This is a genomic window from Nannocystis punicea (assembly GCF_026965555.1).
GTDB lineage: Bacteria > Myxococcota_A > Polyangia > Nannocystales > Nannocystaceae > Nannocystis > Nannocystis punicea.
On the sequence record NZ_CP114040.1, the window covers coordinates 11,425,211 to 11,447,789 of the forward strand.

The window sequence follows — 22,579 nt, forward strand, 5'->3', positions numbered from 1 at the left end:
GAGCGGGGAGGGTGAAATCATGGCAATGAAGCGCGACAACGACGCCTCGGGCGGCCGCATGGCCGATCCGTCGGCCACCCAGAAGAGCAGCAACCAGTCCACCGACAGCGCGGCCCGCCCGAGCGGCCACCGGGCGGGCCCTGGGCCCTCCCCGGCGGTCACGAACAAGCCGCAGGACACCCGCGAGGCTGCCCCCGGCGCGGCCGCCTCCGCCGGCACCGGCCCGCAAAATTCACAATCCCCCGCTCCGGCCGCACCCAACCCGTCCGAGCTCGCCCCCTCGATCTCCCTCCCCAAGGGCGGCGGCGCCCTCAAAAACATCGGCGACAAGTTCGAGGCCAACGCCTTCAGCGGCAGCGGCGGTATGAGCATTCCGATCGCCGTCTCTCCGGGTCGGGGCCTCTCCCCGACCCTCGCCCTCGGCTACAGCACCGGCGCCGGCAACGGCCCGTTCGGCATGGGCTGGCAGCTCTCGGTCGCGTCGATCTCCCGCAAGACCGACAAGGGCTTGCCGACCTACGACGACGCGGCCGAGGCCGACACCTTCATCATCTCCGACGCCGAGGACCTCGTCCCGTTGCTCGAGGAGAACGGCGGCGAGTGGACGCCCAAGGTCTTTACTCAAGATGGCCACCGCGTCCACGCCTATCGTCCGCGCGTCGAGGCCGGCTTCGCCCGCATCGAGCGCTGGGTGCACCTCGGGACAGGTGAAGTCCACTGGCGCACCTGGTCGCGCGACAACGTGCGCAGCACCTACGGCACCTCCCCGGCCAGCCGGATCGCCGACCCGGCCGACGCCACGCGCGTCTTCACCTGGCTCATCGACCAGACCAGCGACGACCGCGGCAATATCGTCCAGTTCGTCTACAAGCAGGAAGACCTCGAGGACGTCGACGCCGAGAGCCTCGAGGAGCACGAGCGCCTGGCCGTCACCCAGGCCCAGGCCCAGCGCTACCTCAAGCGCATCTATTACGGCAACGCCACCCCTTATCTCGCCGACGATTGGCACTTCGAGGTCCTCCTCGACTACGGCGAGCACGACGCCCACGGCGTCGAGACCGGCACCTGGCCCGCCCGCCCCGACACTTTTTCAAATTTCCGCGCCTGCTTCGACATCCGCACGCGCCGGCTGTGCCGGCGGATCCTCATGCTCCACCACTTCGAGGAGCTGCCCGTCGATCCGTACCTCGTCGCCGCCACCGAACTCACCTATTCCGAGAACCCGACCGCCACGCTCCTGATCGCCGCCAGGCACCGTGGCTATGTCTATTCCGGCGGCGCCTATTCCAACAAAGCCTACCCCCCGGTCGAGTTCACGTACAGCGCCGCGCAGATCGATCCGGCCCTCCGCCTCGTCGACGTCGACACTTTAAAAGATGTCCCTGGCGCGCTGGGCGGTCGCTTCGAGCTCGTCGACCTCGACGGCGAGGGTTTGCCCGGCCTCCTCACCGAGCAGGCCGGCCACTGGTATTACAAGCGCAACGAGGGCGAGGGCACCTTCGGCCCGCTGCGCAGCCTCCCGAGCCTGCCGAGCAACGCCCGTCTCGGCAGCCAGCGCCTCGTCGACCTCAACGGCGACGGCGCACTCAGCCTCACCAGCTTCTCCGGCCCCGCGCCCGGCTTCTACGAGCGCCCGCTGCCGATGTGCGGCGTCGCGGCCGAGGACTGGCAATCGTTCCGCAGCTTCCGCGCCGTCCCCAACATCGACCTCGGTGCTGCCAACGTCCAGCTCCTCGATATCAACGGAGATGGCCTCGCGGACATCCTCGTCTGCGAGGACAACCGCTTCATCTGGTACCCGTCCGAGGGCCACGATGGTTACGGCGAGCCGCGGGTCCTCTCGCGCCCGCGCGACGAGCGAGTCGGTCCGCAGCTGATCTGGACCGACCCACAGCAGGCCATCTACTTCACCGACATGACCGGCGACGGCCTCGCCGACATCGTCCGCGTCCGCAACGGCTCCGTCGTCTACTGGCCCAACCTCGGCTACGGCCGCTTCGGCCGCCAGATCGGCATGCGCGGCGCCCCCGTGTTCGACCGCCCCGACCGCTTCCGCGCCGATCGCCTGCGGATCGGCGACATCGACGGCAGCGGCACCACCGACCTCGTCTACGTCCGCCAAGACGGCGCCCGCCTGTGGCGCAACCAGGCCGGCAACAGTTTTTCAACGGCCGTCCAGGTCGACATCCCGCCGGTCGACAGCCTCTCCTCCGTGCAGCTCGCCGACATTCTCGGAAAGGGCACCGCCGCACTGGTCTGGTCGACCGACCTCCCGCATCGCCAGGGCACGCATATCGCCTTCGTCGACCTCATGTCGGCGGGCAAGCCCTACTTGATGCTTTCTACCAAGAACAATATGGGCGCCGAGACCCGGGTCGAATATGCCCCATCGACCAGGTTCTATCTTGACGACCGCGCCGCCGGCAAGCCGTGGAAGACCCGCCTCCCGTTCCCCACGCACGTCATCGAGCGCGTCGAGATCCGAGATCACGTCACCGGCCACTTCTTCGTCCAGAAGTACAAATATCACCACGGCTACTTCGACGGCCCCGAGCGGGAGTTCCGCGGCTTCGGTATGGTCGAGACCGAGGACACCGAGTCCTGGGCCGACTACAATTCACCAAAGCTGTTCCCCACCGGTCACGAGATCGTCGACGAGGCATTGCACAGCCCGCCGGTCCTGACCAAGACGTGGTTCCACACCGGAGCCTACCTCGGCGGCACCAGCCTCGCGCACTGCTACAGCGACGAGTACTACAGCGACAAGACCGACGATTTTCCCAATGGCATCGCCATCGACCTGCTCGAGACCCTGATCCCCGACGGCCTCACTCCGATCGAGAACCGCGAGGCAGTGCGAGCCCTCCGCGGCCGCGCCCTCCGCGTGGAGGTCTACGGCCGCGACGGCACCGAGGAACAGATCCACCCGTACACCGTCTCCGAGACCAACTTCGCCGTCCGCCTCCTGCAGCCGCGGGGCGACCACAAGCACGCCGCCTTCCTCGTCCACGACCGCGAGAGCCTGTCCTATCATTACGAGCGCATGCCGGACGCGCCCGGCGTCCGACACGCCGCCGTGCTCGAGGTCGATACCTTCGGCAACCCGATCCGCTCCGTCAGCGTCGCCTACCCCTACGCCAAGACCTTCCCGGTCTTCGGCACCGTGCCCGAGCAAGGGCAGACCCATGTCGTCCTCACCGAGGTCGACCTCCTCAACGTCCACGATCAGCCCGACACCTACCGCCTCGGCGTTCCGGTCGAGACCCGCAGCTACGAGCTCCACGGCCTCGAGGGCAACCCCGCCGACCCCTTCACCCACGCCGAGCTGCTCGCCCACGCCGACGCCGCCACCGAGATCCCCTATCACGGCCCCGTGCCCGCGGGTGCGCAGAAGCGCCTGCTCTCGCGCGCTCAGGTCTACTACTATTCCGACAACCTCGCCTCGCGCCTGTCTCTCGGGCAATGTGGTCTCCGCGCCCTGCCCTACGAGACCCTCACCCTCGCCTTCACCCAGGCGCAGCTCGACGCCGTGTTCCTGAACGGCGAGCTCACCGGCCTCGCCCTCGACACCGAGGGCGGCTACCGCGAGGACGACGGCCTTTGGTGGCGCCCGAGCGGCCGCGTCCTCTTCGACGCCGCCAACTTCTACCGCGTCACCGAGTCGCGCGACGTCTTCGGCCACGCCACGACCTTCACCCACGACGCCCACAGCCTCCTCATCGAATCCGCCGAGGACGCCCTCGGCAACACGATCACCGCTCGCAACGATTACCGCCTCCTCGCCCCCGACCTCGTCACCGACCCGAACGGCAATCGTCAAGCCGTCGCCTTCGACGCCCTCGGCATGGTCGTCAAGACGGCCGTCATGGGCAAGGACGGCAGCAGCGACGGCGACACCCTGACGCATCCCACGGCCGAGCTCGAGTACGACCTCGACGCCTGGCTCAACGGCCAGGGCCCGACCGTCGTCCACACCATCATCCGCGAGAACCACGGCGCCGGCAACCTGGCCTTTCAGCACAGCTACGCCTACTCCGGCGGCCTCGGCCAGGTCGTCCTGCAAAAAGTCCAGGCCTCGCCAGGCCTCGCGCCCAAGCGCAACGTCAACGGCGACCTCGTGTTCGTCGGCGACGAGCTCGTGTTCGAGGACACCTCTCCAAATATCCGCTGGGTCGGCAACGGCCGCGTCATCGTCGACAACAAGGGCAACCCCGTCAAGCAGTACGAGCCCTTCTTCGACTCGAGCCCCGCGTACACCGACGAACAGGAGCTCGTCGAGTGGGGCGTCACCCCGTTCATCCACTACGACCCGCTGGGGCGAGTCGTGCGCACCGACATGCCCGACGGGACCTTCAGCACCGTCCTCCGCACCTCCTCGGTCGAGGGCATGCTGGAGGCCAATGGCAATACCACCGATAGCGATTGGTACGCCCAGAGGATGGCCCTGACCCCGGGCACCCCGCACAACGACGGCGAGATCTACGCCGCCGAGCAGGCCGCGCTCCACAGCGGTCTACCCAAATATCGCTACTTCGATCCGTTCGGCCGCCCCTTCCTCGACCTCGCCCTCATCTACGACGAGGAGAACACCGAGTACGTCCCGATCGCCACGCGCGTCGCCCTCGACATCGAGGGCAACAGCCGCGTCGTCACCGACGCCAACGGACACACCGCCGAGACCAACACCTTCGCCCCCGGCGGCCTTCAGCTCGAGACCTCCAGCCAGGACGCCGGCACGCGCAGGGCCTTGCCCGACGCCATGGGCAGGCCCCTGCGCGCCTGGGACAGCCGCGCCAACGTCCGCCGCTGGACCTACGACGTCCTGAACCGCCCCACGCACGCCTTTAATAAACACGACACCGACGACGAGGTCCTTCAGCAGCGCATCGTCTACGGCGAGAGCCTCGGCGCCAGCGCCGACGACACCAACCATCTCGGTCAGGTCTACCGCGTCTACGACAGCGCCGGCGTCCTCACCAGCGTCGAGTACGACTTCAAGGGCAACCTCCTCGCCACCGAGCGCCGCCTCGCCGAGGATTACAAGGCCACGCCCGACTGGATCGACCTCGCCACCGAGACCGACCCCGCCCTCATCCACGCCGCCGCCGCGCCCTTGCTCGAGTCCGAGACCTTCACGACCTCCTGGACTTACGACGCCCTCAGCCGCGTCCGCACCCAGACCACGCCCGACGCCAGCGTTACCACCCAGCTCTTCGGCGCCGGCGGCATGCTCAATTCCGTCGCCGTCAACGTCCGCGGCGCAGTCACGGCCACGGACATCGTCACCAACATCGACTACAACGCCCGCGGCCAGCGCACCGTCATCGCCTACGGCAATGGTTCGACCACCGACTACGAGTACGACGCCAAAACCTTCCGCGTCACCCGCATTCGCACCATCCGCCCCAACCCCGACCCGCATACCGTCCAGGATCTGCGTTACCACTACGACCCCGTCGGCAACATCGCCCGGATCCGCGACCAGGCTCAGCAAGGCGTCTTCTTCGACAACGCCTACGCCGACCCGACCCAGTCGTTCGTCTACGACGCCATCTACCGCCTCACCTCCGCCACGGGCCGCGAGCACGCCACCCTGACGATGCCCACCGCCGAGGGCTTCGCGCCCATTGCGCACCCGCAGGACAGCCAGCTCCAGCGCAACTACACCCAGAGGTACACCTACGACCCCGTGGGCAACATCCTGCGGATGAAGCACGAATCCGGCATGTCGGTTGTCTGGCAGCGCGGATACGACTACCATCCTGGTGGCAACCAGCTCCGGGCCACCAGCGCCGCCCTCGACGACATCGACGACCCGCCGAACTACTCGGTCCTCTACTCGCACGACGCCCACGGCAACATGACCGCCATGCCCAACATCCCCGGTGGCCTCACCTGGGACGACGACGATCGCCTGCAGAGCAGCGATTCCATCGGCGGCGGCAAGACCTACTACGTCTACGACGGCGCCGGCCAGCGCGTCCGCAAGGTCCACGTCAACCAGTCGAATACGACCAGCCAGCAGCGCCTCTACTTCGGCAGCTGGGAGACCTACCGCGAACACAAGAACATTAACACCACCAACGACCTCGACCTCGAGCGCGAGATCCTCCACGTCCACGACGACCACGGCCGCGTCTGCCTCATCGAGACCAAGACCGTCGACGCCGGCACCCCCGTCGTCACCCCGGCGAACATCGCCCGCTACCAGTACTCCAACCACCTCGGCACCGCCAACCTCGAGCTCGACGACAACGCCGAGGTCATCAGCTACGAGGAGTTCCATCCCTACGGCACCAGCAGCTACCGCGCCGCCAACAGCGCCATCGAGGTCAGCGCCAAGCGCTACCGCTACACGGGCCAGGAACGCGACGAAGAGACCGGGCTCGCCTGCCACGGAGCGCGCTACTACGCGCAATGGCTCGGCAGGTGGACGGCCGCCGACCCAATCGGCCTCGGCGACGGCCCAAATCGCTATCTCTACGTCCAGGCGAACCCAATCGTCCTTCACGATTCCACGGGTACTCGTAGCAACGCCACTGCCCCGCACCCGAAGGATCCAGATATCGAGAAGAAGATTCAAGCGATGACGCCCTCGGAATTCAGGGCGTTCCAGAACTCACCTGAATCACAACAAGCTCGAACGGAGAATCTCGAGAATTCCAGTTCAGGCATTGAGCCGCCCGAAACGAGGGATGAACATGGGACTGGGAGTAAAGGCGCTGGCGCAGGGGATAGACCTCATCGAAAACCTAGCAGCTCGGGAGGCGTGGGGAAGAAGGGAGGCCAAGCTAGCACCACCCATACGGACCCTCGCGCGTACGCGGGCCCTAGCGCCGTGGAGAGCACGGGTGGCGTCGGGCAGGTGCCACAGACGGGGTCCGGCCTAGGCAGCGGTTCGAGAGAGGAGAGCTCTGGCGGCGCAAGTGTCGCTTCTGTCGGCGAGGCCGCGGGTGCTTTTGCAAAAGGCCTCGGAAAAGGCGCCGCCATTGGCTTAGGTGTCCGTTTCGGACTTGCAGGGCTTCGCTTCCTCAGTCCGTACCTCGCTAGATTCACTCCCGGCGGCCTCCTCGCCTGGGGCCTTTTCGAGCTCTGGAAGAGCTGGCAAAGCATGCGCGACGCTGCAGCTCGCATCCTCACTGGCTCAGGCTCAGGTGACGATTGGGAGAGCCTTGGCCGGGTGGTCGGCGGTCTTGTCGCCGGTGGTGTCAAGAAGCCCGGAAAGAAGAGCAAGGGGGTCCAGCGCGACCTGACAACTGAGGAACTCGGAATTTCTGCGAGCTCCAATCTCACAGCAAGGGTTCAGTTAAAGGGCGAAATAATGACGGTCCTCGTTGGCTATCTCGGAAAACCTCTTACCGAAAAAGGAGGACTCGGCGCCTCTCTCTTTGGCATCCAGCGGCGGCTACAAGCGCTGGCCAGGTCCGAAGGAGCCACGATTTTGCGAATCGAAACCACAGAGATAAAGGAAGCAACCGGCACGTTGATCAAAGGGCTTGTAAGGGCAGGCTTTCAGAGTCGCCCCAATGGCACTTGGTGGTGGGAAGGAGCACCCTGATGGACATCATTCGAATCTATGCGCAAAAGATCTTGGATGGCTATTTAGCCAACCAGAGAGATCGAAAAATATTCCCAGGCTACCGCAGCCTGGAAAGTTCAACAGCCCCAAAATGGTGGACTGACGAACTTGCCCAACCTGAATGGGGAGAGATCCTGGGGTTCCATGAGCCACAGCCGGATGTGATGAACGGTTCTTTAGTAGTTTCGAAACTTGGTCTTGTTCTATTCGCCGGGACTGTCACCTGGATTGCCTACTCTGACATTGTTGGCTACGACACGCCCTCAAAGGCGCCCCCCGCTCGCGAGCTCATCATCCACACGCGCCAAGGCCCGCGCATCGCTCTGTCTTTTCCTCAGGGGGATGTTTTCTCCTTCATTCGTTTCCTCGGGATTGCAGTATCGAATTCTCAGAGGACATGAGAATGTCCATGGGACATTCTCACCCTGCGCGCCAGCAAAGACCCGAAGGCAGACCTGGCCGCGGCGGGAAGAATTCCAGTGGTTTCGTGCCGACCCGACCCAGTCGTTCGTCTACGACGCCATCTACCGCCTCACCTCCGCCACGGGCCGCGAGCACGCCACCCTGACGATGCCCACCCCCGAGGGCTTCGCGCCCATTGCGCACCCGCAGGACAGCCAGCTCCAGCGCAACTACACCCAGAGGTACACCTACGACCCCGTGGGCAACATCCTGCGGATGAAGCACGAATCCGGTATGTCGGTTGTCTGGCAGCGCGGATACGACTACCATCCGGTGGCAACCAGCTCCGGGCCACCAGCGCCGCCCTCGACGACATCGACGACCCGCCGAACTACTCGGTCCTCTACTCGCACGACGCCCACGGCAACATGACCGCCATGCCCAACATCCCCGGTGGCCTCACCTGGGACGACGACGATCGCCTGCAGAGCAGCGATTCCATCGGCGGCGGCAAGACCTACTACGTCTACGACGGCGCCGGCCAGCGCGTCCGCAAGGTCCACGTCAATCAGTCGGGCACCACCAGCCAGCAGCGCCTCTATTTCGGCAGCTGGGAGACCTACCGCGAACACAAGAACATCAACACCACCAACGACCTCGACCTCGAGCGCGAGACCCTCCACGTCCACGACGACCACGGCCGCGTCTGCCTCATCGAGACCAAGACCGTCGACAGCGGGGCCCCCGTCGTCACCCCGGCGAACATCGCCCGCTACCAGTACAGCAATCACCTCGGCACCGCCAACCTCGAGCTCGACGACGACGCCGAGGTCATCAGCTACGAGGAGTTCCACCCCTACGGCACCAGCAGCTATCGCGCCGCCAACAACGCCATCGAGGTCAGTGCGAAGCGATACCGCTACACGGGCCAGGAACGCGACGAGGAGACCGGCCTCGCCTACCACGGCGCGCGGTACTACGCCCCGTGGCTAGCGAGATGGACTGCCGCCGACCCCATCGGTGTCGCCGATACGCCGAATCGATATTTGTATGTCCGCGCCAACCCAATGATGATGCGCGATCGTGCAGGAACCAGCCCAGCGGCCGCAGACGCCGGCTGGCTGGCTGGACTTGCAGCGGCAGCACGAGCCACCTTGGCAGCCCAATCGATCGACGTAGCCGCTCCTGACCCATCGGATGTGTTGCCGCAAAAGTGGGGTGTACATCTAGTGGTCGCCGCGGGGGCACTTGCGGTAATCGGGCTTGATGCGTTGCGGCCTAAACTTCGAGATCTGGCCGATGATGTCTTCAGTGGTCCAATAACGTCCGCGGCGCGTCCCCTGCCGGCTCCAATTCCGGCTCCGGATGACGTTTCCCCGCCCCCAGCGAATGACGGAAACTATCCGGTAAAACTCCCCTCACCTTACGCTGGCCCCCCCGTCACGCGAGAACCCCCCGAACCGACAGCGCCTCCGAAGCCAGAACCGGGGAGATTAGATGATGACCGAGATCCCACGGCCCCGAAAGAAACAGTCAATCTGGACACAGGAGCTATCGTGGCGGCAAGCCAGCTAAGTGACGTCGAGTTGCTCATCGAGGCACAGAGATACTTGATGGACAAAAATCCGGTCGCAATTCAAGCCGTCCTCGACGAGTTCCTCAATGGTTCTTACAATCTCGCAGGTCCCGTGGAACGTGCACTTGCAGATGCGCTAATCGCAGAAATTACTGTCATTCCAGAGACTCCCTCCGACCGAGTCATGAATCTAGACAGATCGAGCAACAAGCGGAAGCGCGATATTGGCCTGGTCGATCAGCGGGCGTTTGGGACAGGCGATCAACTCGGAATCACAACCGCGACCGGAGATCTCAAGTTCGTCAAGGCTGCTTCAGACCAAAAAGTGTATGTCGACTATCACCTGTTTCGTAGTCAACCACGGCCATGGAACAAGGAGCAGCAACGCCAGCCCGGTCCTCGGTACGGGGGCATCTGACAAGGAGCATCTATCGTGAAACCCAGCCTACACAAAGCTCGCATCAGCCTCTTTGACTTGGAGGGTTTCGCCCTCATCATCTCCCACAAGACGGGTGTGCTCTACCACAATCAAGTCGGGGGGACCAGTTGCGCCCACGCAGAGTACGAGGGTGCACTGGCGCCGGTGGATTTCGGGCCGGCGGGAACGAAGGCAATCGCCGAGCTTGAATTTCACCCCGGAGGAGGAAGTCTCGATCATGCGCTCGCAGACGAGCTGGACAGAATTTTCAATTCGTCTCCCGCCACGTCTTTCATCTCTGTCGACAGGGCGAGACTGGACGACTCTGTCGAATCGTGGGTTTATGTAAAATTGACTGGAATCTTCGATGACTTCAGCCAAGAGACCGCTCTTCGATCTCTGTTTGGCTTCTCCAGAGATATCGGAGTATTGACATGGCCAAACAGTGACTAAGGCCGAGAACTGGTCGAGCATATCGGCCGCCATGGGCCAGTGTTCCCTGGGCTGGACGCCACCACCATTCGCCGACCACGGCGTCGAGAATGACGTCCCGCAGCGCTTCGTGCGCTAACCGCAACGGCTCCGTCGTCTACTGGCCCAACCTCGGCTACGGCCGCTTCGGCCGCCAGATCGGCATGCGCGGCGCCCCGGTGTTCGACCGCCCCGACCGCCGTCCAGCTCGCCGACATTCTCGGCAGGGCACTGCCGCCCTCGTCTGGTCGACCGACCTGCCGCACCGCCAGGGCACGCACATCGCCTTCGTCGACCTCATGTCGGCGGGCAAGCCCTACTTGATACTCTCTTCAAAAAACAATATGGGCGCCGAGACCCGGGTCGAATATGCCCCATCGACCAGGTTTTATCTTGAAGACCGCGCCGCCGGCAAGCCGTGGAAGACCCGCCTCCCATTCCCCACGCACGTCATCGAGCGCGTCGAGGTCCGCGATCACGTCACCGGCCACACCTTCGTCCAGAAGGGCGGCATGCTGCAGTCCGTCGCCGTCAACGTCCGCGGCGCAGTCACGGCCACGGACATCGTCACCAACATCGACTACAACGCCCGCGGCCAGCGCACCGTCATCGCCTACGGCAATGGTTCGACCACCGACTACGAGTACGACGCCAGGACCTTCCGCGTCACTCGCATTCGCACCATCCGCCCCAACCCCGACCCGCATACCGTCCAGGATCTGCACTACCACTACGACCCCGTCGGCAACATCGCCCGGATCCGCGACCAGGCTCAGCAAGGCGTCTTCTTCGACAACGACTACGCCGACCCGACCCAGTCGTTCGTCTACGACGCCATCTACCGCCTCACCTCCGCCACGGGCCGCGAGCACGCCACCCTGACGATGCCTACCGCCGAGGGCTTCGCGCCCATTGCTCACCCACAGGACAGCCAGCTCCAGCGCAACTACACGCAGCGTTACACCTACGACCCCGTCGGCAACATCCTGCGGATGAAGCACGAATCCGGCATGACGGTTGTCTGGCAGCGCGGATACGACTACCATCCCGGTGGCAACCAGCTCCGGGCCACCAGCGCCGGCCTCGACAACATCAACGACCCGCCGAACTACTCGGTCCCCTACTCGCACGACGCCCACGGCAACATGAACGCCATGCCCAACATCCCCGGTGGCCTCACCTGGGACGACGACGATCGCCTGCAGAGCAGCGATTCCATCGGCGGCGGCAAGACCTACTACGTCTACGACGGCGCCGGCCAGCGCGTCCGCAAGGTCCACGTCAATCAGTCGGGCACCACCAGCCGGCAGCGCCTCTACTTCGGCAGCTGGGAGACCTACCGCGAACACAAGAACATCAACACGACGAACGACCTCGACCTCGAGCGCGAGACCCTCCACGTCCACGACGACCACGGCTGCGTCTGCCTCATCGAGACCAAGACCGTCGACGCCGGCGCCCCGGTCGTCACCCCGGCGAACATCGCCCGCTACCAGTACTCCAACCACCTCGGCACCGCGAACCTCGAGCTCGACGACGACGCCGAGGTCATCAGCTACGAGGAGTTCCACCCCTACGGCACGAGCAGCTACCGCGCCGCCAATAACGCCATCGAGGTCAGCGCCAAGCGCTACCGCTACACCGGCCAGGAGCGCGACGAAGAGACCGGCCTCGCCTACCACGGCGCGAGGTACTACGCCCCCTGGCTCGGGAGATGGACAGCTGCAGACCCCCTCGGCCTCGCCGATGGGACCAATAGATACCTCTACACGCGGTCCAATCCCGTGATACTTGTGGACTGGGGGGGCACACGCGCCGAACAGCCGGACTCTGCCGAAGACAACTATGGCGTCCAGTTTGCGACGCCGATCGTCGGAGCTACCGATAAATCCCAGAAAACAGCCTTTGAATTCATCGATGCAGCTGCTCAATGGAGGTTCCGCGACGCGGCTGGGCTATTCGTAAAGCAATGGCTCTGGGCTGGCGCCGGAATGGCGGAAGACACGGTAGTCGAAATTACGAACCTGCCCGCCCACGTTGAACTTGCAGGCAAAGCGAGTGTTGACGCGGCAAGGAATTACCAAGATTCTCAAAAGTTTCGGAAAGCCGCCGGTATAGCCGTGGCAGCGGCAGTGGGTGCCACCTTCGCACTCCTGGACGTCCTCTATCTCAGAAGAGGAAGATCATCCCATGCGTCCTCGAACCCATTGGGAGCGTCCTCGAACGGCCCCAGAGGGAAATCTCCGAACGGCGGGAACGGGACTCCCCCGAATCCCGGCGTAGCGGGCTCTCCAACCTCCAACAATCCAGGAGCGGCCAGCAAGCCGCCCTCCCCCTCCCCGGCTTCGGATAACCGTTCGGCTCAGCATCAGAATCCGGGCGACACCAAGAATCCAGCCAAGGCTAAGACAAATTCAACGTCGGAAGGCACCCCTGGCACAGAAGCCAGTATCACCGTTCGGCCTCCGGCTCGTCCAGTGCCAGTGCCAGTGCGAGTCAGGGGCTTCCCCGATGCAACCCTTCGGGAGGGCTCGACGATCAGAGTAGGTGAAACAATGGCGCAGGGAGACAAGATCGACGATCTCGCTCGACTTGTCAAAGAGCACGGTGGCACCCCGGAAAAGTGGAGAAAAATCAAAGGGACTGGCATGGTTGACTATGGAGAAAGGTCTATCTCCCGCACCGAAGAGCTTCATTGGTATGAAAATTCAGAGATTGGCAGGGTCGAAATCAAGGTAAAGACAAGGCCCGGATGGCGCCCTCCCCCGACCACTTACTGAAATCCATCCTCTCATGAAGGTCCTTTTGCATTGCCCCTTAGCGTGAGATGAGGTAGCATAGGTCATGCTCGTGAAGTTCGTAAAAACCACCACTCCTCGACGCGGTGGGCCGATTTATTCACTTACGCTTGGGCGGGTTTATGAGGTTCTGGGTGTATCCGGCGACATGTACCAGCTCCTGAACGATGACAATGGCCCGTATCTCTATGAAGATGAATGCTTTGAGGTCATTGATCCAACTGCTCCGGATTTTTGGCAGTTCGAACACTTCGGGAGTAGCACATACGCCTATCCGCCTTCGTGGGCGGCGCCAGGTTTCTTCGAGCGCGTCGACGATGAGGACCCGCTGGCATGCGCCCAGTTCTGGCGCGACATGGAGATTCTGTACCCCTGGACGTTTTCCCAGCGTAGAGAGAAGCGACCTTAGCAAACCGTGCCGGAGGCCCTGCATTCTTCCCCTGCTTACGCGCGCTTCCGGAGTCGGTCTGCGGACGGGCCATTCGCTTCGAGCTCCCTCCACCTCACAGCAACATCTCGCGCGCCGCCACCCACCGCCCCGGAATCCCCGCCTCCCCCACGCTCATCGCCACCACCCCCCCGACCATCGCGCACGTCGTATCCCGATCCCCGAGCCCCGCCACCGTGTCCCAGAACGCCTCCTCATAACTATCCAGATGCCGCGAAGCGCACAGCAGCGCGAACGGCACCGTATCCCACGCCAGCACGCGGTACCCGCTCCCGAGCCGCTTCGCCGCCACCGCGGTCGGCACCCCCTGCGCGCGCAGCTCGACGGCCTGCAAGAGTCCGTGCCGCGTGAGCCCCTCGGGCGTGTGCTCGAGCACCGTCGCCAGCAGCCGCTCCCCGTCCGGCGCCTCGCGCATCTGCCATGCCAGGGCCGCGGCCACCGCGACTGCAATGGCCCCCGCCTGCGCGTCGGAGTTCGCGTGCGTCGGCAACGCCGAAGTCCTGGCCGCCGCGATCACTCTCTCCAAGTCATCGGCGAAGTACGCCCCGACCGGCGCCACGCGCATCGCGGCCCCGTTGCCCATCGACCCTTCCCCGCCGAACACTGCCGCCGACACCTCGCGCCATGGCAACCCCGACGCGATGTCTTTTAAAATTTCGTGAGCCGTCCCGCCGTACCCGCGCTGCGGCTCGAGCTCGTAGCGCCGCGCGAACGCCCGCGCGAGGAAATCCGCGTCGATGTCCCCGAAGCGCTCGAGCGTGGCCACGATCGACAGCGCCATCGCAGTGTCGTCGGTCCAGCTCCACGGCCCCGGCGGCTCGGTGCGCTCGGCGATGGCCCGCTCGACCACCGAGTCGCGGCCGAAGAAGCGTTCACCGAACGCATCGCCGACCGACAGGCCGGCGAGGGACAGGCGAGCGCGAGACATGCGGACGTCGTGATCGGCGGGCAACGAGACCATCTCCGCATCCTACCCGCCGCGCCCGCCGCTGTCACCTGCACCTCACGACATGCCCCAAAGGATATGTCATGCCCGCACGGCCCCTCCTCGCGGGAGACTCCGGGGAGGCCCCACGCCCCTTCTACGCGACGGCCTCGGGCGCCGCCCCTTCGAACAGCACCCCCACGCGATTCTTCACCTTCCCGAGCGGCGGCAGCTCGAGCGCCACGTAGTCCGTCCGCTCGATCATCAGCTCGGGATTTCTCCGCGCCTCGTGCATCGGCGGCAGTTTTTCCAGCTCCTCCGCATCGAACTTGCGCACGCTCTTGCGCCGCTGAATGTAGGTCCCGCGCTTGAAGAAGTCGGGATAGTCGTTCCACTCGACGCCCTTGTCGCGCAGCATCGCCTGCATCTCGGCGCCGTTCTTGTTGTCGAGCTGCTTGTGGCTGTAGTGGGCCCGCGCCGCCATGGCGATCGAGTTCTTGACCGCGTCGAACTCGCGCCACAGGAACGTATTCGCCGCCTCCTCGAGCGAAGGCAGGTTCCACACCCGCGCGTCGAAGTGCGGCAGCTTCTCGCCGTACTCCCCCGGCAGGAACTCCGGCAGCCTCTTATTAAAATACGCGGTCGTCAGGCTCGCCAGCACCGACACCAATTTCGAAATGCGCCCGTCGAAGATGATCTGGCTGTCGAACGTCGGCGTGTACCAGGCCAGCGTGATCTCGTCGGACTGCGTGTAGCCGCACACCGCGTTGGTCTCGCGGACCAAAAATTTCACGGTCTCGATCATCAGCTGTGACAGCCGGCGATCGAACGGACGCTCCAGCCCGTGCGTGAATTTGGAAAAGGAGCGGCCGTCGATGCGAGCGACGATCGGCAGCAGCGGCATGCACTTCCTGCCCGCCTCTGCCATCTCGTACATCTTCATCCGGTCCCCGAGATCGTCCGTCATGGCGCCTCCTGCTTCGCGCGGGAAGAGGTTCGCACGAGCGACCCACGCAGTCGAGGCCGGGCCCGCGCGCCTGCGCGCGGACCCGCCTCCATCCATCGATTCTCTAAGAGCCAGCTCAGGCCGCGTCGCCGAAGATCGCGCGCAGGCCGAACAGCGACAGGTACGCGAAGCCGGCGCTCGCCGGGATGGTCAGCACCCACGCGAGCACGATGTTACCGGCCACGCCCCAGCGGACCGCGGACAGGCGCTTGCTCGCGCCCACGCCCATGATGCACGCGCTGATGCAGTGCGTCGTCGACACCGGCACGCCCATCGCGCTGGCGGTGAGGATCGTCGCAGTGCCGGCCGTCTCGGCGGCGAAGCCCTGCAGCGGCGTGATGCGGATGATCTTCGCGCCCATCGTCTTGATGATGCGCTTGCCGCCCGCCATCGTGCCGAAGCCGATCGCCGCCGCGCACGCGAACACCACCCACGTCGGCACGTCCTTGCCGACCGGCAGCATCGACTCGGGCATGCCGGTGAAGCCGGCGGCGACGAACGCCACCAGCGCGAGGGTGATGATGCCCATCGCCTTCTGGGCGTCGTTCGAGCCGTGCGAGAACGCCATCATGCAGGCCGAGATCAGCTGCAGGCGTCGCGACCCGCGCTGGACAGTCGCCGGCTTGAACGCCCGCACCATCCACAGCAGCGCGATCATGAACAGGAACGCGATCGTGAACCCGGCCAGCGGCGACAGCACCAGCGGGATCAGCACCTTGTCGGTCAGCGTGCCCCAGTTGAACGCCGAGACGCCCGCGTGAGCCACCACCGCGCCGGCGAGCCCGCCGATCAGCGCGTGCGACGAGCTCGACGGGATGCCGTACCACCACGTCAGCAGGTTCCAGATGCAGGCGCCGATCAGCGCCGCCAGCACCACCACCTGGGTGACGAACATCGGCTCGGCGAAGCCGGAGGCGATCGTCTTGGCCACCGCGGTGCCCGTGATCGCGCCGATGAAGTTGAGGATGCCGGCGAGGATGACCGCGGTGCGGACCGGCAGCACGCCCGTCGACACCACGGTGGCGATCGCGTTGGCGGCGTCGTGGAAGCCGTTGATGTAGTCGAACACCAGCGCGACCACGATCACCAGGATCAGCAGCGTCAGCATGCTAACCATGTTTCACCGCCAGGTTCTTGAGCCGCTCGGCCACCGTCTCGCACTTGTCGATCGCCTTCTCGAGGTCCTCGAGGACCTCCTTGTCGCGCAGCAGCACCTTGGCGTCGATCGCCGGGTCGTGGAACAGCTCCCCGACCGCGTTGCGGAAGATCCGGTCGGCCTCCTTCTCGTGCTGCTTGATCACCCGGCCGACCGCGATCAGCTTGGCGTACTCGTGGCGCCGCAGCGCCGGCAGCTCCGCCTTCAGCAGCTCCGTCATCTGCACGAGGATGTTCATCAGCTCGATCATCGGCGGCGACGGCGACGGCACCGCGTACAGCTCGAAGGTCCGGCCCGTCAGGTTGATCAGGTCGACGATGTCGTCGATCGACGCCGCCAGCAGCTGGATGTCCTCGCGGTCGATCGGCGTCACGAACACCCGCGCCAGCTGCTCCTCGATCTCGTAGACGATCGCGTCCGCCTGGTGCTCGAGCTCCTGCACGGTCTCGCGCACCTTCTCGGCCGGCACGCCGCGCGCGAAGTCGGCGAGCGCTCGGGCGGCCTGCTCGGCCAGCTCGCTCTGCCGCTCGATGAGCCCATAAAACACATCCTCCCGCGGAAGGAGCCAACGAATGACGTCCTGCAGAGCCATGGTGCTTCTCCGCGCGCGAACCTAGCCGGCCTCTGCCGGCGAGTCCATCGCTTGCTCGCGCATTTTGCGCACCCGAGACACCCCTGTAACAAACATGTCACAACGAAGGCGTAGAGGGCCGCCGCTGCTCGTGCACTGCGACTTGGCGCCGCCCGCGTGAGGTACCACCACGCGGCGATCGTCTCCGAGACCCGCAGCGCTGCGGGCGCGACGCGGGCGACGTGACGCATCGGCAGCGCGCTTGTCGGCGCCGATCGTCGCGTGTACATCCGAGAGCTCCGGGTCGTCGCGATGCAGACCCTCGAGACGCGATTCGAGGAGCTCAAGCGCTACATCGGCTTCACCGCCGAGGACGCCGAATACCTGCGAGCCGCGCGCGAGCTGGCCGAGCCGCACTTCGAGCGGATCGCCCGCGAGTTCTACGAGCGGATCCGCCTGCACGAGGAGGCCCACGCGGTGTTCACCGGGGAGGCGCAGATCGCCCGCCTGCACCGCTCGCTGATCCGCTGGCTCGGGCGCCTGTTCGGCGGCGTCTACGACGAGGCCTACTACCACGACACCGCCACGATCGGCCGCGTGCACGTCAAGGTCGGCCTGCCGCAGCGCTACATGTTCACGGCGATGGCGCGGATCCGCGGCTCGCTGGTGGCGATCGTCGAGGCCTCGCCGAGCGACGGCCCGGGCACCGCGGCCGCGGTGTCGCGGCTCCTCGACCTCGAGCTGGCGATCATGCTCGAGAGCTACGGCGACCACTTCGTCGCCCGCATCCAGCAAGTCGAGCAGCTCGAGAAGCAGGCGCTGGGTCGCTCGCTGGCGCGGACCGAGCACCGCTACATCAGCGCCGTCGAGCTGGCGCGGGTGCTGATCCTCGGCCTCGACGCGGGCGGCTGCGTGCGCCTGTTCAACCGCGAGGCCGAGCGCGTCACCGGCCACCAGCGCGACGAGGTGCTCGGCCGCGCCTTCGTCGAGGCGCTGCACATCGACGACCGTGGCGACGGCCTGCGCCTGCGCGAGCAGCTGGCGCGCTTCGCCGAGCTCCACCGCGAGCGCCCCGAGGTCCACGTCGCGGTCGCCGGCGACGACGACGAGCCCGCGCTCGAGACCACGGTCCAGACCCGCAACGGCCGCACACGGGTGGTCCGCTGGCGCCTCACCTACGCGCCCGCGGAGGGCGACGAGGTCGCGGTGTTCGCCCTCGGCATCGACTCCACCGACGAGACTGCGCTGCTGGCCCGCACCCAGCAGCAGGAGAAGCTGGCCGCGATCGGCACCCTCGCCGCCGGCCTGGCCCACGAGATCCGCAACCCCCTCAACGGCGCCCAGCTCCACCTCACCCGGCTCGAGCGGGCGCTCCGCCGCGGCGACACCACCCCGCGCGTGTTCGAGTCGCTCACCGTCGTCGGCGACGAGATGAAGCGCCTCGGCGCGCTCGTCACCGAGTTCCTCGAGTTCGCCCGCCCGCGTCCGCTGCGGCTCGAGCCGGTGTGCGTGCAACCATTGCTCGAGCGCGTCGCCGAGCTCGTGGCCGCCCAGGCCGGCGACGGCAAGGTCAGCCTCCGCCTCGACGTCCCGCTCGCCCCCATCGAGCTCCGGGCCGACCGCGCCAAGCTCGAGCAGGTGCTGCTCAACCTCGTCTGCAACGCGATCGAGGCACTCGCGCCCGGCGGCGGCGGCAACGTGATCGTCCGCGCCCGTCGTCAGCCGCGCATCGTCACCCTGGAGGTCGAGGACGACGGCCCGGGCGTCGCCCCCGACACCCCGATCTTCGACGCCTTCTACTCGAGCAAGCCGCAGGGCACCGGCCTCGGCCTGTCGATCACCCACCGGATCGTCACCGACCACGGCGGCACCATCGACGTCGACAGCGCCCCCGGCCGCTCGCTGTTCCGCGTGGCCCTCCCGCTGGCGCCGCTCGACAGCCCGCGCAAGCGCTGAGCCGCCGCGACGTCACGACGCCGGCGCCGCGCCGTGCTTCGCCGTCTGCGCGCAGTTGCGGACGCAGGTCCAGCGATCGCCGGCGTCGAGCTTGCGGTCGGCGTGACAGACGTCGACGCAAACCGACAGCCGATCGAGCGCCTCGCCCGTCACGGCCTCGTCGGCGGCCCGCGCCCGCCGCTTGCACCGCTTCACGCACTGCCGCGAATCACCGCACTCGTGCATGCACGAGGCGGCGGTGTCGAATGCCACGTCGGTGGCCGTCGGCGTGACCTTGAACGCCATGTCGCAGTTGCGGCGGCAGGTGACCGCGTCGCCGGGCTCGAGCCGCTGGCGCGTGCAATCGTCGTAGCAGGCGGACAGCCCGCCGCGGTCGCCGCTGGCGTTGTGCTTGCTCTCCTCGAGCTTCGGCGGCGACTTGTCCTTCGCGTGGACCATGTCGCAGGCGGCCAGAGCGAGCAGGACAGCGGCGGAACGGGCGAGGATCGACATACCCATTCATGGTGAGATCTTCGTGGTTCGGCGACCGCGAAACTCCTGCGCGCCTCGCCAACCCCGGCTCGCGGAGCCGCGATCGCTGGTGCGTCGCATCGATGTCCCACGCGTTCCCCCCATCGCCGCGGGTCGCGTGATAACCTCGCCGGCGGACCCAGCGATGCGTATGTCGACAGCAAGCTCATGGATCGTCGCCCTCGACCTCCGCGACCGCAGCCGCGGCGCCCTCGCGTTCGCCGGCTGGCTCGGGGCGGCCGGTGAATCGGTGGTCGGCGCCTACGTGCTCGAGCCGTGGAGCCGCCCCTACCTCCGCGGCGACCTCGAGGCCGACCTGAGCGCCGCAGTCGTTCGCGCGACCGCAGCGCTCGGCTGTCGCTCGCCCGACCGGATCGTCACCGAGGAGGCCGAGACCGCCGAGGCCGGGCTCGCGCGCGCGGCCGTCGGCGCGACCGGCCTGATCGTCGGTCGCGTCGCCAGCCATCCGCGGCGCGCCCTGTCCCGCCTCGGCCCGGTCGCGCGCCGGCTGCTGCGCCAGCTGCCCGCGCCGGTGGTCGTCGTCCCGCCGACCCTCGCCACCGTCGCCGCCGGCCCGATCCTCCTCGCGACCGACTTCGGCTCGGCCAGCGACGAGGCCGCGAGCTTCGCCCAGGGCCTCGCCGCCCGCCTCGGCCGCGCGCTCGAGGTGGTCCACGTCGGCGAGGATTTTTACGAGGAGGACGACGAGATCCGCGACCCCATTTGGACGCGCGCCCGCGACGCCTACCGCACCGAGGTCGCCCAGGACATCGAGCGCTGGGCCGCCGCCCACGGCCTCGCCGCCGCGCCTCGACACCTGCGCTTCGGCGACCCGGTGCTCGAGCTCGCCGACCTCGCCGAGGCCCGCGACGCCGCCCTCGTGGTCGTCGGTTCGCGCCGCCTCGGCTTCCCGGCCCGCCTCTTCCTCAGCAGCACCGCCTCCGCCCTCGCCGGCCTCGCCGCCTGCCCCGTCGCAGTGGTCCCGCCGCGCGACTGATCATGTCCATGAGGGCATGCCCCAGAAGACATGCCTGATAGAACATGTTTGAACACACATGCTTTTAAGAGCATTTCGTTCAATTTCATGATCTCTGCATGGCAGCCCGGCGTTCGCGTCGAACTGTCGCCCTCGGCCCCATGTCCTTCCATTCATCCTCATGTCGGCGGCCCCGGCGGCTCCCGCAGCGCAGTCGCCAGAGTGCGACCGAGGCTCGCCGCCGCGTGCATCGGTCCGGCGGCGAACACGTGGCGGTCGGGGCGGACGATCGCCACTGCGGCGCGGTGGCGAGCGAACCACGCCGCCAGCCTGCCGCTCGCATCGACCACCTCGAACAGACCGGCCTCGCTCGCGGCCGGGGCCGCGCGCACGCGGACGAACCGCGCGTTCAGCCCATTTAAAAAGGCGCCATCCCGATCGACGGCCCGCGGGTCGACCTCGAGGCCGACGACGGCGAAGCCTGGGCCGAGGAGCTCGTCCGAGCGCCCCGCCTCGCCGCGGACCTGCGGGAAGTAGGTGCCCTGGGCCCCGCCGCGCGGGCGACGGCCGCCGGCGATGAAGCCGGCGCGGTGCAGCGGCGGCGGCTTGAACTCGAAGTCGCGGATGAACCGGCGCACCCGACCGATCCGCTGGATCGCGCAAAACACCGCGTCGCGGACCGCCGCCAGCCGCGGCTGATTCGTCAAGAACACCTGGCCCATGCGCACGCTGACGTCGATCATCGCCTGCGTGTGCGCCCGTCGCTCGAGCTCGTAGGTCGCCAGCAGCTTCGGGTCGGCCGCTCCGGTCAGCACGGCGGTCAGCTTCCACGTCAGGTTGGCCACGTCGCGCAGGCCCGAGCACAGGCCCTGGCCCATGAACGGCGGCATCTGGTGGGCCGCGTCGCCGAGCAGGAACACGCGCCCGACCTGCCAGCGCTCGGCCACGTGCTTGCCGAAGCGATAGGTCGCGGCGCGGGTGATGCGAAAGCCGTCGGGGTCGACGAACGGGGCCACGAATGCGCGCACCGACTCGGGCCGCTCGAGCGAGGCCGGCGTCTCGCCGCGGAGGATCATCCGCTCGATGCGGACCTCGCCGGCCGGGCCGACGCCGACGAAGGTCGGGCGCGCCGGGTCGCACACGAAGCGGGTGTTGGGCACGCGCAGCGCCCCCGGCTCGGCGAAGCCGGAGATCGCCAGCCACGGCTCGTCGTAGCGCGCGCCGTGCATCACGACCCCCAGCAGCTGGCGGATCGTGCTGCGCGCCCCGTCGCAGCCGAGCACGTAGCGGGCCGCCAGCGTCGTCGGCCCTGCCGGGCCGCGCAGCGAGAGCGTCACCGCCTCGGCGCCCGCGCGCAGCCCCGTCACCTCGCAGCCGAGCCGCAGCGACACCGACGGGAAGCGGCGCATGCCCTCGCGCAGGGTCGCCTCGAGCGTCGGCTGATGGAAGAAGTGCAGCGGGCTGTAGGTCGACCCGAAGTCGAGGCCGGCGCACCGGAGCTCCGCGAACGGTCGGCCTGCCACGCCCGTGTAATCGACCCGATCGGCCGAGGCCATGTTCGCCAACAGACGGTCGGCCAGGCCGATCTGCTGGTAGATCCGCAGCGCCTCGTCGTCACAGCTGAACGCCCGCGGCTGGCCGTGCTCGCCCGCCTCGCGCTCCACCACCACGCACGACAGCCCCGCCATCCCGAGAAAGTTGGCCGCCACCGCCCCCACGGGCCCGCAGCCGACGATGGCGACATCACACTCGAGGGCGTGGACTTCGGACATGGCGCGGCCCGGCGC

14 protein-coding genes are annotated in these 22,579 nt (G+C 66.7%); 8 read left to right on the forward strand and 6 right to left on the reverse strand.

Going from position 1 to position 22,579, the window contains the following annotated elements; translation table 11 throughout:
• The first annotated feature begins 25 nt into the window (after positions 1-25).
• The 6 genes from O0S08_RS43845 to O0S08_RS43870 all read left to right on the forward strand — a co-directional run bounded on the left by O0S08_RS43845 (position 26) and on the right by O0S08_RS43870 (position 13,653).
• On the forward strand, positions 26-7,558 hold the full coding sequence (locus tag O0S08_RS43845) for a SpvB/TcaC N-terminal domain-containing protein (protein ID WP_269035472.1): 7,533 nt from the start codon (positions 26-28) through the stop codon (positions 7,556-7,558).
• A complete protein-coding gene (locus O0S08_RS43850; RefSeq protein WP_269035473.1) occupies positions 7,558-7,980 on the forward strand; it encodes a hypothetical protein in 423 nt (140 codons plus the stop codon). The genes O0S08_RS43845 and O0S08_RS43850 overlap by 1 nt, the downstream gene beginning before the upstream one ends.
• A gap of 438 nt (positions 7,981-8,418) precedes the next feature.
• Positions 8,419-9,975 carry an RHS repeat-associated core domain-containing protein gene (locus tag O0S08_RS43855; protein WP_269035474.1) on the forward strand — a complete coding sequence of 519 codons (1,557 nt, stop codon included), beginning with the start codon at positions 8,419-8,421 and terminating at the stop codon, positions 9,973-9,975.
• A gap of 15 nt (positions 9,976-9,990) precedes the next feature.
• Positions 9,991-10,428, forward strand: coding sequence for a DUF6210 family protein (locus tag O0S08_RS43860; protein ID WP_269035475.1), 438 nt, complete (start codon positions 9,991-9,993; stop codon positions 10,426-10,428).
• Positions 10,429-10,517: 89 nt separating this feature from the next.
• Positions 10,518-13,226 (forward strand): RHS repeat-associated core domain-containing protein, encoded by a 2,709-nt coding sequence (locus tag O0S08_RS43865; RefSeq protein ID WP_269035476.1) that lies wholly within the window; start codon positions 10,518-10,520, stop codon positions 13,224-13,226.
• A gap of 64 nt (positions 13,227-13,290) precedes the next feature.
• Positions 13,291-13,653, forward strand: a complete 363-nt coding sequence (locus O0S08_RS43870; protein ID WP_269035477.1) for a hypothetical protein — start codon at positions 13,291-13,293, stop codon at positions 13,651-13,653.
• A gap of 94 nt (positions 13,654-13,747) precedes the next feature.
• On the opposite strand, the gene O0S08_RS43875 is transcribed toward O0S08_RS43870, so the two are convergent.
• The 4 genes from O0S08_RS43875 to O0S08_RS43890 all read right to left on the reverse strand — a co-directional run bounded on the left by O0S08_RS43875 (position 13,748) and on the right by O0S08_RS43890 (position 17,371).
• Positions 13,748-14,653: an ADP-ribosylglycohydrolase family protein gene (locus tag O0S08_RS43875; protein WP_269035478.1), complete on the reverse strand. Its 906-nt coding sequence runs from the start codon at positions 14,651-14,653 to the stop codon at positions 13,748-13,750.
• A 121-nt stretch (positions 14,654-14,774) separates the two neighbouring features.
• Positions 14,775-15,584 (reverse strand): tRNA(His) guanylyltransferase Thg1 family protein, encoded by an 810-nt coding sequence (locus O0S08_RS43880; RefSeq protein WP_269035479.1) that lies wholly within the window; start codon positions 15,582-15,584, stop codon positions 14,775-14,777.
• A 115-nt stretch (positions 15,585-15,699) separates the two neighbouring features.
• On the reverse strand, positions 15,700-16,740 hold the full coding sequence (locus tag O0S08_RS43885) for an inorganic phosphate transporter (protein ID WP_371879522.1): 1,041 nt from the start codon (positions 16,738-16,740) through the stop codon (positions 15,700-15,702).
• Positions 16,733-17,371, reverse strand: a complete 639-nt coding sequence (locus O0S08_RS43890; protein WP_269035481.1) for a DUF47 domain-containing protein — start codon at positions 17,369-17,371, stop codon at positions 16,733-16,735. The genes O0S08_RS43885 and O0S08_RS43890 overlap by 8 nt, the downstream gene beginning before the upstream one ends.
• Positions 17,372-17,662: 291 nt before the next feature.
• On the opposite strand from O0S08_RS43890, the gene O0S08_RS43895 reads away from it, so the two are divergent.
• The gene (locus O0S08_RS43895; RefSeq protein ID WP_269035482.1) at positions 17,663-19,306 is read left to right on the forward strand and encodes a protoglobin domain-containing protein; all 1,644 of its coding nucleotides are present in this window, start codon (positions 17,663-17,665) and stop codon (positions 19,304-19,306) included.
• A 12-nt stretch (positions 19,307-19,318) separates the two neighbouring features.
• Here O0S08_RS43895 and O0S08_RS43900 read toward each other — a convergent pair whose 3' ends face one another.
• Positions 19,319-19,798, reverse strand: a complete 480-nt coding sequence (locus tag O0S08_RS43900) for a hypothetical protein (protein WP_269035483.1) — start codon at positions 19,796-19,798, stop codon at positions 19,319-19,321.
• Positions 19,799-19,967: 169 nt separating this feature from the next.
• Between O0S08_RS43900 and O0S08_RS43905 the strand changes: the two genes are divergently transcribed.
• Positions 19,968-20,813, forward strand: a complete 846-nt coding sequence (locus O0S08_RS43905) for a universal stress protein (RefSeq protein WP_269035484.1) — start codon at positions 19,968-19,970, stop codon at positions 20,811-20,813.
• Between the two features lie 158 nt (positions 20,814-20,971).
• Here the strand turns inward: O0S08_RS43905 and mhpA are convergent, their stop codons facing one another.
• On the reverse strand, positions 20,972-22,564 hold the full coding sequence (gene mhpA / locus O0S08_RS43910) for a bifunctional 3-(3-hydroxy-phenyl)propionate/3-hydroxycinnamic acid hydroxylase MhpA (RefSeq protein ID WP_269035485.1): 1,593 nt from the start codon (positions 22,562-22,564) through the stop codon (positions 20,972-20,974).
• Between the last annotated feature and the right edge of the window lie 15 nt (positions 22,565-22,579).

What these genes read in the sequence shown, in the direction of transcription:
- O0S08_RS43870 (WP_269035477.1), top strand. Translation starts at nt 13,291, where the DNA reads ATGCTCGTGAAGTTCGTAAAAACCACCACTCCTCGACGCGGTGGGCCG.
- O0S08_RS43845 (WP_269035472.1), top strand. Translation starts at nt 26, where the DNA reads ATGAAGCGCGACAACGACGCCTCGGGCGGCCGCATGGCCGATCCGTCG.
- O0S08_RS43855 (WP_269035474.1), top strand. Translation starts at nt 8,419, where the DNA reads ATGCCCAACATCCCCGGTGGCCTCACCTGGGACGACGACGATCGCCTG.
- O0S08_RS43850 (WP_269035473.1), top strand. Translation starts at nt 7,558, where the DNA reads ATGGACATCATTCGAATCTATGCGCAAAAGATCTTGGATGGCTATTTA.
- O0S08_RS43890 (WP_269035481.1), bottom strand. Translation starts at nt 17,371, where the DNA reads ATGGCTCTGCAGGACGTCATTCGTTGGCTCCTTCCGCGGGAGGATGTG.
- O0S08_RS43895 (WP_269035482.1), top strand. Translation starts at nt 17,663, where the DNA reads ATGCAGACCCTCGAGACGCGATTCGAGGAGCTCAAGCGCTACATCGGC.
- O0S08_RS43900 (WP_269035483.1), bottom strand. Translation starts at nt 19,798, where the DNA reads ATGTCGATCCTCGCCCGTTCCGCCGCTGTCCTGCTCGCTCTGGCCGCC.
- O0S08_RS43875 (WP_269035478.1), bottom strand. Translation starts at nt 14,653, where the DNA reads ATGGTCTCGTTGCCCGCCGATCACGACGTCCGCATGTCTCGCGCTCGC.
- mhpA (WP_269035485.1), bottom strand. Translation starts at nt 22,564, where the DNA reads ATGTCCGAAGTCCACGCCCTCGAGTGTGATGTCGCCATCGTCGGCTGC.
- O0S08_RS43885 (WP_371879522.1), bottom strand. Translation starts at nt 16,740, where the DNA reads ATGGTTAGCATGCTGACGCTGCTGATCCTGGTGATCGTGGTCGCGCTG.
- O0S08_RS43905 (WP_269035484.1), top strand. Translation starts at nt 19,968, where the DNA reads ATGTCGACAGCAAGCTCATGGATCGTCGCCCTCGACCTCCGCGACCGC.
- O0S08_RS43865 (WP_269035476.1), top strand. Translation starts at nt 10,518, where the DNA reads ATGACGTCCCGCAGCGCTTCGTGCGCTAACCGCAACGGCTCCGTCGTC.
- O0S08_RS43880 (WP_269035479.1), bottom strand. Translation starts at nt 15,584, where the DNA reads ATGACGGACGATCTCGGGGACCGGATGAAGATGTACGAGATGGCAGAG.